Annotated in this window: 13 protein-coding genes; 6 read left to right on the top strand and 7 right to left on the bottom strand. The window is 72.2% G+C overall.

Annotation, left to right across the window (positions count from 1 at the left end; all coding sequences use genetic code 11):
- Positions 1 to 242: 242 nt before the first annotated feature.
- Entirely contained in the window at positions 243 to 653 is a 411-nt protein-coding gene (locus tag HUX53_RS22635) for a cysteine dioxygenase (RefSeq protein ID WP_176405220.1), read from the top strand.
- Here the strand turns inward: HUX53_RS22635 and HUX53_RS22640 are convergent.
- From HUX53_RS22640 to HUX53_RS22650, 3 genes are all read right to left on the bottom strand, one after another.
- Positions 628 to 1,338: a TetR/AcrR family transcriptional regulator gene (locus HUX53_RS22640; protein WP_176405221.1), complete on the bottom strand. Its 711-nt coding sequence runs from the start codon at positions 1,336 to 1,338 to the stop codon at positions 628 to 630. The two genes, HUX53_RS22635 and HUX53_RS22640, sit on opposite strands and share 26 nt — an antisense overlap.
- A gap of 68 nt (positions 1,339 to 1,406) precedes the next feature.
- Positions 1,407 to 1,628, bottom strand: a complete 222-nt coding sequence (locus HUX53_RS22645) for a hypothetical protein (RefSeq protein ID WP_176405222.1) — start codon at positions 1,626 to 1,628, stop codon at positions 1,407 to 1,409.
- Positions 1,621 to 2,898 carry a PspC domain-containing protein gene (locus HUX53_RS22650; RefSeq protein WP_176405223.1) on the bottom strand — a complete coding sequence of 426 codons (1,278 nt, stop codon included), beginning with the start codon at positions 2,896 to 2,898 and terminating at the stop codon, positions 1,621 to 1,623. Before HUX53_RS22650 ends, HUX53_RS22645 begins: the two co-directional genes overlap by 8 nt.
- A gap of 149 nt (positions 2,899 to 3,047) precedes the next feature.
- Here HUX53_RS22650 and HUX53_RS22655 point away from each other — a divergent pair, with 149 nt between their 5' ends.
- The 3 genes from HUX53_RS22655 to HUX53_RS22665 all read left to right on the top strand — a co-directional run bounded on the left by HUX53_RS22655 (position 3,048) and on the right by HUX53_RS22665 (position 5,676).
- Complete coding sequence (locus tag HUX53_RS22655; protein WP_309237374.1) at positions 3,048 to 4,238, top strand: PspC domain-containing protein; 1,191 nt, start codon at positions 3,048 to 3,050, stop codon at positions 4,236 to 4,238.
- A complete protein-coding gene (locus HUX53_RS22660; RefSeq protein ID WP_176405224.1) occupies positions 4,235 to 4,876 on the top strand; it encodes a response regulator transcription factor in 642 nt (213 codons plus the stop codon). The genes HUX53_RS22655 and HUX53_RS22660 overlap by 4 nt, the downstream gene beginning before the upstream one ends.
- Positions 4,877 to 4,992: 116 nt before the next feature.
- A complete protein-coding gene (locus tag HUX53_RS22665) occupies positions 4,993 to 5,676 on the top strand; it encodes a DUF4190 domain-containing protein (RefSeq protein ID WP_176405225.1) in 684 nt (227 codons plus the stop codon).
- 66 nt (positions 5,677 to 5,742) lie between these two features.
- Here the strand turns inward: HUX53_RS22665 and HUX53_RS22670 are convergent, their stop codons facing one another.
- The 4 genes from HUX53_RS22670 to HUX53_RS22685 all read right to left on the bottom strand — a co-directional run bounded on the left by HUX53_RS22670 (position 5,743) and on the right by HUX53_RS22685 (position 8,997).
- A complete protein-coding gene (locus tag HUX53_RS22670) occupies positions 5,743 to 6,627 on the bottom strand; it encodes a serine hydrolase (protein ID WP_176405226.1) in 885 nt (294 codons plus the stop codon).
- Between the two features lie 62 nt (positions 6,628 to 6,689).
- Entirely contained in the window at positions 6,690 to 7,145 is a 456-nt protein-coding gene (locus tag HUX53_RS22675; protein ID WP_176405227.1) for an SRPBCC family protein, read from the bottom strand.
- Positions 7,146 to 7,247: 102 nt separating this feature from the next.
- Positions 7,248 to 7,931, bottom strand: coding sequence for a PIG-L deacetylase family protein (locus tag HUX53_RS22680; RefSeq protein ID WP_255205528.1), 684 nt, complete (start codon positions 7,929 to 7,931; stop codon positions 7,248 to 7,250).
- Positions 7,932 to 8,040: 109 nt separating this feature from the next.
- On the bottom strand, positions 8,041 to 8,997 hold the full coding sequence (locus tag HUX53_RS22685) for a nucleoside hydrolase (RefSeq protein WP_309237375.1): 957 nt from the start codon (positions 8,995 to 8,997) through the stop codon (positions 8,041 to 8,043).
- An 84-nt stretch (positions 8,998 to 9,081) separates the two neighbouring features.
- On the opposite strand from HUX53_RS22685, the gene dhaK reads away from it, so the two are divergent.
- Both dhaK and dhaL read left to right on the top strand, forming a co-directional pair.
- Complete coding sequence (gene dhaK, locus HUX53_RS22690; RefSeq protein WP_176405229.1) at positions 9,082 to 10,077, top strand: dihydroxyacetone kinase subunit DhaK; 996 nt, start codon at positions 9,082 to 9,084, stop codon at positions 10,075 to 10,077.
- The coding region (gene dhaL / locus HUX53_RS22695; protein WP_176405230.1) for a dihydroxyacetone kinase subunit DhaL at positions 10,074 to 10,598 on the top strand (525 nt) is incomplete at its 3' end. The genes dhaK and dhaL, both read left to right, overlap by 4 nt.

Raw genomic sequence — 10,598 nt, forward strand, 5'->3', positions numbered from 1 at the left:
CTCGGGTCGCTGATCGTGACGCTGCTCCTGAGCGGGATCGTCTACCTGATCATCAGTCGCTGACACCGGCGTGATCGGTTTGACAAGGGGGCGGCTGTGCGTGTGTTCTTGGGGGCGTGACCAAGCGCGTGTCGATCGACAGCTCCGTGGCCCTGGGCCGCGCGGCCAGCGCGCTGTGTCCTTCGTGTTGTCGCTGAACCCGTTCTCACCGGCCGACACTCGTACACGAAGGACCTTTTCCCGTGGACCTTTCCGTGGTTCCCGATCTCACCATGCGTGGCCAGGACGATCCGCACGACCGCGCCATCGCCGTCCGTCCGCCGACCGTGGGGCAGCTCGCCGCTCGCGTCCGTGCGCTGGCCGCACGTCCCGACGAGTGGTGGCGGCTCGTCCGGTTCGACGCCGACCGTCCGCAGGACGTCCCGCTAGAGGACGGAACCTGGCTGACGACCTGGCCGCCTGGCCACGGAGGCACCGTGCACGGCGGCGTCAGCACCCTGGTCGCGGGGGAGTTGGCCGTCGTGACGATCACTGAGCGCGGTGTCACCGAGCGGCCGCTGCGCGCCAACCGGATCCGCGTGCACGGCGGCCCGCAGGCGCTGACGAACCCCGGGCCGGCCTTCGCGGTCAGCCTGCATGCCGGTCATCGGTGAGGTAGCGGGACGCGGCTTCGCGGCCGATCAGGGGCAGCAGTGCGAAGTAGGTCAGGGACGGGAGCAGCGACGGGAGTTCGGCGGCCTCGCCCGTCTCCATCTGGACGTGGATCGCGCTGTAGATGCCGCCGACGATCGCGTCCACCACGGCGACCGGGACGGACGGCAGGGACGGGCCGGTGAGGAAGTCGCGGAACCGGGCGAGGTTGTCCAGCCGCGCCTGCCGGACCTGCGGGCCCGCCGCGTTCACCTCCACCAGCGACACCCGCGCGAACCGGGGCTCGCGGGCCAGGGCGGCGAGCAGGGTGCGCAGGGCGGCGTGGATGCCGTCCGGCCGGTCCGGCGCCGACTCGTAGGCGTGCGTCATGCGGGCGAGCAGGATGTCCATGCCGCGCTGGTAGGCGGCGAGGAAGCAGTCGTCCAGGCCGGTGAAGTGCGCGTAGAACGTCTTCTTCGTGACGCCGGCGCCCTCGGTGACCCGGCTGATCGTGGTGTGCGCGTAGCCGCGCTCGGACACGACCTGGACGAACGCGTCGATCAGCCGTTCACGCTGGATGCCGGCGACGGTCTCGGGGGAGAGGCCGTGCCGTCCGGGCTTGATGGCGCGGCCCGGATCCAGCGCGGACCGCGACCCCGGCAGCACGTCCGTGCATCCCGCCTCGGGTGTCCCGGTCTGCCCTGACATCGAACCCCATTCCGTCACCTGCCGTCGGGATCACACTACTTCCCGTTCCGGGGCGGCGGGAGCCCTGGTCAGCGCAGGTGGCGGCGCCGCGCGCGGGTCAGCACCCGGACGGTGCCGACGAGGCCGAGCCCGATCAGCACCACGGGGGCCAGCACGGTCGCCGACAGGACGGGCTCGTCCGTCAGGCCCTCGGCGAGGAACAGGCCGGCGAGGGCGAGGAAGAACAGCCCGGTCACCGGGCCCGCCGGGTCGAACCGGTAGCGCTTGGTCGCCTTCTTGTCCTCAGCCACGGTGCACGTCCACGTCTCCGACCTTGCCGCGTATCCGCAGCTCGATCACGGGCGGGTTGCCACCGGGCGTCTCCGGTTCGAGGACGCGGGTGACCTTGGCGTTCGGCCCGCTCGTCGTCCGGTGCTGGATGCTCAGGTCGCCGAGCGCGATCTTCGCGTCCACCCGCACGCGGGCGGCGGCCGGGATCGTCACCGCGAGCCCGCCCAGGCCCACCTGCGCGTCGATCGTGACGCGCTGCCCGGGGGTCATCGAGAGGGCGGTGAGGTCGAGGTCGCCCTGGCCGATGCCGACCTTGTAGGTCTGGTTGGTCTGCGAGACGTCGGTGGGGTGCCAGTCGATGTCCCCGTACTCGGCATTGCGCGGCATATCGCCCACCACGGTCGTCGTCAGCATGCTGAGGGTCAGCAGGGTGCCCGCCGTGGCGAGCCCGTGCGTCCGGAACCAGCCGCCGAGGACGAGGCCGAGGCCGACGACCGCGAGCGCGGGCGCCATGACGATCAGCCAGGAGTCGGGGGCCGGGTAGCCCTTGGCGACGGGGATCAGCGCGGCGCCCGCGGCCATGGCCAGCAGCAGCGTGATCGTCGCCGCCGGCGACCGGCCGCCGCCGCACCCTTCCTTCTTGGGCGCCTTCTTCGTCGCCGGCACGTCGTCGGCGAGCGCGTCGGCGCGGGTGGCCGAGTACTCGGCGAGGTCGATCATGCCGGGCGGCAGCCCGCCGCCGGCCGGCCGCTCCTCAGGCAGGTCCTTGTAGAGGGAGACGCCACCGACGATGACGTCCTCCGACCGCGTCCACTCCGCGGACGGCTCCGGCGGGTGCCCGGCGAGCCGCTCGGGGACGGACCGCGCCGCCGCCACCAGGTCCGCGCCCCGCGAGCGCGCGACCACCAGCACCAGCCCGACCACCACCATGACGGCGATCGCGTCGGTGTAGGCGCCGCCGAACAGGGCCAGCGCGACGCCGACGCACAGCAGCGCGCCCAGGATCGACAGGACGGCCTGCGCGTCGAACCACCGCTTGAAGAACTGCTCCGCGAGCGACGACTCGCCGGGGCTCGCGGGCATCAGCAGCGCCGCCGCGATGTAGAGCAGGACGCCCTGCCCGTGCGCCAGCACGAGGATCGCGAAGCCCACGCGGAAGACGACGGGGTCGATGCCGGTGTAGCGGCCGAGGCCGGTGCACACGCCGGCGAGCAGCCGCCGGTCCGCGTCCCGCGCCAGCCGCTGGTAGCCGTGGTCCGTCCGCTCTCGCGTCCTCTGCTCGCCGTCCATGCCTGCCATCGTGACGCGTCACCGCCCCCGCGCGGTATCGGGGACGTCCCTGACCGGACCCTGAGCCGGTTCCGGGGTACGTCCCTGATGCGGTGCGCGCGCGGGCGTGTGACGATCGGTGACGTGGGAGTACCGAGGAAGGGGCGGCGGTGAGCCAGGAGACGGCGGAGCTGCCGGACACGGCGCCCGAGCGGGCGCCGGTGCTGGAGCGCGCCGCCGAGGGCGCGCTCGTGGCCGGCGTGTGCCGCGGGCTGGCCGGGCATCTGGGCGTGGACGTGCTGCTCGTCCGCGCCGGGTTCGTGCTGCTGACGGTGGCGAGCGGGTTCGGCATCGCCGCGTACGCCGCGTTCTGGATCCTCGTCCCCGCGCCGGAGAAGGTCCCGTCGGCCGAGCGGCGGCGCGGCCGCGACTGGGGCCAGCTGCTCGCCTACGCGGCGGTCACGCTGGGCCTCGCGGTGCTGCCGTGGGGCGCGGCCGGGGTCGTCCAGTGGGCGCTGTGGCCGTTCATCATCGGCGGCGTCGGCGCCGCGATCCTGTGGCAGCAGGCCGACCGCGACCAGCGGCAGCGGTGGACGCTGCCGCTCCGGCAGCGCTGGCTGCGCAGCCTGATGGGCCTGCTGCTGGTGGTCGGCGGCATCGGCGGCGTCGTCGTGCAGAACGTGGAGGCCGCCCAGGCGCGGTCGGTGATCATCGCGATGGCGATCATCCTGACCGGGGTCGCGGTGATCGTGACGCCGTGGGTGGTGCGGCTCTGGCAGGACCTGGACGCCGAGCGGCACGAGCGCATCCGCTCCCAGGAGCGCGCCGAGCTGGCCGCGCACATCCACGACTCGGTGCTGCACACGCTGACGCTGATCCAGCGGAACGCGCACGACACGCGGGAGGTGCAGCGGCTCGCCCGGTCCCAGGAGCGGACGCTGCGGACGTGGCTGTACGAGCCGCGCGCCGACCCCGACCAGACGTTCGCCGCCGCGATCCGGGAGCTCGCCGGGGAGGTCGAGGACGACCACGGCGTGCCGATCGAGATCGTCTGCGTGGGCGACACGGCGCTGGAGGAGCGGCTCGGCGCGGCGCTGCAGGCGGCGCGGGAGGCGATGGTGAACGCCGCCAAGTACTCGGAGGCGCCGTCGGTGTCGGTGTACGCGGAGGTGGAGAGCGACGAGATCGCCGTGTTCGTCCGGGACCGCGGCAAGGGATTCGACCTCGACCAGGTGCCGGGGGACCGGATGGGCGTCCGGGGGTCCATCATCGGACGTATGGAGCGCAACGGCGGCAAGGCGACCGTCCGGACCGCGCCGGGCGAGGGCACCGAAGTGCGGCTGGAGATAAAGAAGTCATGAGCGAGGCGTTGAAGCGGGTCGTGCTGGTCGACGACCACCAGATGTTCCGGACCGGCGTGAAGGCGGAGCTGGGCGGCGGCGTGGAGATCGTCGGCGAGGCGGGCGACGTGGACGAGGCGGTCACGGTGATCCGCGGGGCGCGGCCGGACGTGGTGCTGCTGGACGTCCACCTGCCCGGCGGCGGGGGCATCGAGGTGCTGCGCCGGCTGCACGGGAACGTCCCGTCCAAGTTCCTCGCGCTGTCGGTGTCGGACGCGGCGGAGGACGTGATCGGGGTCGTGCGGGGCGGCGCGCGCGGCTACGTCACCAAGACGATCTCGGGCCCGGAGCTGACGGACGCGATCGGCCGGGTCGCCGACGGCGACGCCGTGTTCTCGCCCCGGCTCGCCGGTTTCGTGCTGGACGCGTTCGCCGCCACGGACGTCCCGGCGGTCGACCCCGAGCTGGACCAGATCACCCAGCGGGAGCGGGAGGTGCTGCGGCTGATCGCGCGCGGCTACGCCTACAAGGAGATCGCGAAGGAGCTGTTCATCTCGGTGAAGACGGTGGAGACGCACGTGAGCAGCGTGCTGCGCAAGCTCCAGCTGTCGAACCGGCACGAGCTGTCGCGCTGGGCCGCCGCCCGCCGCCTCGTATAGAGGGCATCGAGGCTGAACCGTTATCAGCGGCCGATACAGTCGCTGGTCATGGCATATCCACCCCCGGACCCGGATATCCGGGCTCCCAGCCGCCCTATCAGCCCCCTCCGCCACCGATGCCGCCGGGCCCCGGCTACGGGTCCCCGTACGGCAACGACAAGACCAACGGGCTGGCGGTCGCGGCCTTCGTCACCGGGCTCCTCGGCTGCTTCGGCGTCCTCGGCGCCATCCTCGGGGCGATCGCGCTGGGCCAGATCGGCCGGAACGGCGGCCGGGGCCGCGGTCTCGCGATCGCCGGCATCGTCCTGTCCTGCCTGTGGATCGTCACGGGCATCGCGATCGGCGTCATCGTGGCGGCCAGCGACTCCTCCTCCACCGGCAGCGGGAGCACGCCGAGCGTGACCCGCACGAAGCCGAAGGAGGTGGACGCGCAGGAGATGAAGCTCGGCGACTGCATCAACGACAACAAGGTCGCGGGGAACCCGTCCGCGACGGAGCCGGTCCAGGTCGAGAGCGTCAAGATCGTCCCGTGCACGTCGCCGCACGACGGCGAGGTGACGGCCGTCTTCAAGCTGCCGGGTTCGACGCTGCCGCCGGAGTCGCAGCTGCGGCGGCTGGCCGAGGACGGCTGCAAGATCCGCACCCGGGCGAAGGTGAGCGGCGACCCGGCGGCGAGCAGCCTGGCGAACTCCTACTACTACCCCACGGACCAGTCGTGGCGGGCGGGCGACCGCAACGTCACCTGCGTCGCGGTCGCCGCCGACGAGGGCACGAAGCTCACTCGTCCGCTGCGGGGCTGACCTTCCCGGCGTCCGCCGGGCGGCCGGCCCGCCGCCCGGGCCCGGGACGCCGCTTCAGCCGCGGCTTCAGCGCGAGTCGCGCATGGTGCTGGCGACCATCTCGGCCACGTGCTCGACCGTGGACACCCCGGCCTCCATCGTCGGGCTGTCCCCGCTGCACACCGCGATGAGGAAGTCGTGGTCGTGTCCGGTGACGCGGCCGATGCTGTTCACCGCCCAGCCGTTCCCCTGATGGTGGACCGGCGCCCAGCCGTTCTTCAGCGCGACCTTCTCGCCCGGACGGGCCGCCGCGCTCACGCCCCACGCCTGCTCGTCGATGACGGAGCCCATCAGGCCCAGGATGTACTGGCGGCCCGCCGCCTTGATGGGACTCTTGTCCGAGACCAGGTTCGTCAGCAGGCGCACCTGGTCGGCCGGTGTCGTCACGGACGAACCCCACGAGGTGGGGAACGGCTTCGTGTCCTTCAGGCCGAACTTCTTGTTGGCCTTCTTGACACCGTCTCCGTTGCCGGCCGCCGAGTACAGGGCGTCCGCCGCGTTGTTGTCGCTTTCCCGGATCATCCGTCCGGCCAGTTCACGCTGCCCTGCGGTCAGGTCGCGGTGGTCGCGCTGCCGCTGCAGGACGAGGCTGGACAGGATGTCGACCTTCATGATGCTGGCGGTGACGAACCGGCCGTTCTCGTTCTCCCCGAAGGACAGGCCAGTACGCAGGTCCTCCGCCATCACTCCGGTCTTGCCCGGACGTGTCTTGATGTAGGCGCGGACGGCGTGGCCCAGTGCCCACTTGTCGAACGGCCGGGTCTTCTCCTTCGCCACGGCCGCCGCCCCCTGCCCGGCCGCGATCGATTCGGTCGCGCCGACGGTCACGCCGTTCCTGCGCTGCGGTGTGTCCGAAATGAGCAGGTGGGCGGTGAGGCCCACCCCGGTGGCGCCCGCGGCCAACGCGAGCATGATGATATGACGCCGCATCGATCCCCCCGAATTCGTGCGACCTGTCGATCAGGAGAGGGCCGTCAGAGGACGCCCGGCAGGCGGGCCGGGCAGCCCGGCTCGCAGCGCTCGGCGTGCCAGGCCACCCGGCGCGCGTAGGCGCCGAACCGGCGGCGCAGCGCCGCCCGCGTGAACGGCCCGGTGCCCGGGAACCCGTCGATCTCGCCGCGCCAGCGGATCAGCGTGCCCGCCGGGCACGGCTCCAGCGTCACGTCCGCCAGGACGCGGCGCCGCGGCGGACCGGCCAGCGCGACGTACCCGTAGTGCCGCGGCGGGTCCCAGGCCACGACCTCCTCGCGCCAGGGCGGGACGGACCGGACGGCCCCGATCCCGTTCGGGTGCTCGGTGCCGTCGGCCTCGCGCCGGGCGCGGATCCAGAAACCGCCCCACTCGCCCCAGGCCTCCGCGACGCACAGATGCTTGAAGATCACATCCGGCTCGGCGCAGGAGGTGGCGGTGGCTTCGATCTCGTGCGGCATGACAACCCCCCGTGTTCTGTCACATGGGGTACATGCCCGATCTGCAGTTAATTACGGCTTGTGAGGGAGTGTATTTGGAGTGTGACCGAAATCTGCCTCGGCTCAGGCGGTGTCGACGACCTGGAACGACTCGGCGAGCCGGCCCTCGGGGAGGCCCGCCGCCGCGGCGTTCGCGCCCAGCCACCCGCGCAGCATCTCCGGCAGCCCGTCGCCCATGTGCCCCGTCTGGCTCACGTGCGCGCGCAGCGCGTTCACCTTCCGCTCGAAGCGGTCGGTGATGTCGACGTAGTGGTTCACGACGGGACCGCCGCTGATCCACACCTCGCGGGCCGTCCACGCGTCCAGGCCCTCGTCGGCGAGCAGCTCCGGGAACGCGTACGGGTTGCGGGCGTCGGGGTAGACGGCGTCGAGCGCGGCCGAGCCGACCGCGCGGTGGTCGGGGTGGCTCGGGTAGATCCGCTCGTAGTTGCGCTCCGGGCTCGGCATCAGCACCCGGTCGGGCCGCACCTGCCGGATCACCCGGGCGATGTCGCGGCGCAGGTCCAGGGTCGCCTCCACCCGGCCGTCGGAGTAGCCGAGGAACCGGACGTCGCTCACCCCGACGCACTTGGCCGCCGCGCGCTGCTCCTCCCGGCGCAGCGTCGCCATCTCCTTGCGGGAGACGTTGTCGTCGAAGCCGCCCGCGTCGCCGTCGGTCACCATGAGGTAGACGACCTCGATGCCCTGGTCCGTCCAGCCGGCCACCGTCCCGGCGGCGCCGAAATCGACGTCGTCGGGGTGCGCCATCACCACAAGGATCCGCTGCAGTTCACCGTCGTCCAGAACATTGGTCACGGTTTCAACAATAAGGTCAGCGAACCGTCCCGGCATCTCCGAAGATCAGCGGACTCCCGCGTCAGAGCGAGACCACAGCCGTGAGCAGGCGTTCCTGGAACGCCGCCACGTCGCTGCCGACGGCGACCTTGACCGGACGGCGGACGTCCTCGGCGGGCAGCGAGCGCGCGTCCCACACCGTCGTGCCGCGCGTCAGCTCGCCGCGCAGCTCCACCCGGACCGGACGGTGGACGTACTCGCCGAGCCCCGGGTCGACGGCCAGCATCGCGGCGAGCGCGTCGTGGATGACCGCGCCCCGCCGCTTCAGCGTCGGCGTGTAGGCGACCTCGTAGAACTTCAGGATGCGGGCGGCGAACTGGGCGACCTCACCGTCGTGGGCGCCGAGCCGGTCGAGCCAGTCGTCGTGGACGGCGGTCGGGTGCGTCGCGTCCAGCGGCACCAGCACGACCGGCCAGTCCGCCGCGAACACAAGGTCGGCGGCCTCGGGGTCGTGCCAGATGTTCGCCTCGGCGTGCGTGGTGATGTTGCCGGGGTGGTCGAACGCGCCGCCCATCACGACGACCTCGCGCACCAGCGACGGCAACTCGCCGTCCAGCAGCAGTGCCGCGCCCAGGTTCGTCAGCGGGCCGGTCGCGAGGAGGGTCAGCTCACCGGGCATCTCACGGGCAAGCCGGACGATCTGCGCGGGCGCCGACTCGGCCACCGGCCGTCCAGCGGGGTCGGGTAGATGCGTGTCGCCGAGGCCGTCCGTCCCGTGCCAGTCGAGCGCGTAGTGGACGTCCTGCGCCATCGGCCGAGGCGCACCGACCGCGACCGGCACGCCTTCGGTCATGCCCGCCGCCTCCAGCACGCGCAGTGTGTTCAGCGCGCCGGTCAACGGGTCGATGTTGCCGTGCACCGTGCCGACGCCCACCAGCTCCGCCTCGCCCGCCCGAACAAGCGAGGCCAGGTAGAGCAGCGTGATGGCGTCATCGATACCGGTGTCGCAGTCGTACAGGAACGTCGGTCCTTTGCTCACGAAAGCAACCTATCCGGACCGCGCGCCTTGATGATCGCGGATTGGGTCTGGGACGCGGCGCCGCACAGGGGTAGAGCAAGAAGCATGCGCAAACTCATCAACGCCCCGGCGGACGTGGTCTCCGACGCGCTGCGCGGACTGGCCGCCGCGCATCCCTCGCTGAACGTCGACCCTGAGAACGGCACCGTCGTGCGTGGGGACGCGCCGCGCACCGGGAAGGTCGCCCTGGTGTCGGGCGGCGGATCCGGTCACGAGCCGCTGCACGCCGGGTTCGTCGGCCACGGCATGCTGGACGCCGCCTGCTGCGGCGAGGTGTTCACCTCCCCGGTGCCCGACCAGATCATCGCGGCGACGATGGCGGTGAACGGCGGCGCCGGCGTCCTCCACCTGGTGAAGAACTACACCGGCGACGTCATGAACTTCCAGATGGCCGCCGAGCTGGCCGAGGACGAGGAGATCGAGGTCACGTCCGTCATCGTCAACGACGACGTCGCCGTGGAGGACAGCACGTTCACGGCCGGCCGACGCGGTACCGGCGCCACGCTGTTCGCCGAGAAGATCGCCGGGGCGCTCGCCGAGGAAGGTTCATCGCTGGCGGACGTCGCGGCGGTGGCGCGGGAGGTGAACGAGCGCAGCCGGTCGTTCGGCGTTGCGCTGTCGTCATGCACCGTTCCGGCCGCCGGGACGCCCACGTTCGAGCTGGGCGAGGACGAGATGGAACTCGGCATCGGCATCCACGGTGAGCCCGGCCGCGAACGCGTCAAGATCGGCACGGCGACGGAGATCGTGGACGCCTCGCTGAGCGCGATCGACGCGGACATGCCGCTGTCCGGTTCCGAGGTGCTCGTGCTGGTCAACGGGATGGGCGGCACTCCGCTGATCGAGCAGTACGTCGCCTACGCGGCGGCCGCCGAGTGGCTGGAGGGGCACGGCGCGACCGTCGTCCGCCGCCTGGTCGGGCCGTACGTGACCAGTTTGGAGATGGCCGGCTGCATGATCAGCGTGTGCCGGGTGACGCCCGAGCTGACCCGGCTCTGGGACGCGCCCGTCGAGACGCCGGGGCTGCGGTGGGGCCGGTGAACGCCGCTGACGTCGCCACCTGGATCAGGCACACCGCCGAGCTGGTGTCGGCCGACGCCGAGCGGCTGACCCGGCTGGACGCGGCCATCGGCGACGGCGACCACGGCCACAACCTCGACCGCGGTTTCCGGGCCGCCGTCGAGGCGCTGCCGGAGGATGCCCTGCCGGGGAAGGTGCTGATCGCCGCCGGGCGGGCCATCGTGTCCAAGACCGGCGGCGCGTCCGGGCCTCTTTACGGGACGGTCCTGCGCCGCGCCGGCAAGGCGCTCGGCGACGCCGAGGACGTGGACGCCGCCGCGCTCGGCACCGCGCTCAAGGCCGCGCTGGACGGCGCCCAGGACCTCGGGAAGGCCGCCGAGGGCGACAAGACGATGATCGACGCGCTGGCGCCCGCCGTCGCGGCCTACGAGGCGGCCCTCGCGGACGGCGCCGACCTCGCCGGCTGCGCTGGCCCTTCTCCCCATCTCACGCTGCCCCCGCAGAGGACAGTCGAACACACGGTGGTCCACACTACCAATACA

This window comes from Actinomadura sp. BRA 177 (assembly GCF_013372625.1).
GTDB lineage: Bacteria > Actinomycetota > Actinomycetes > Streptosporangiales > Streptosporangiaceae > Spirillospora.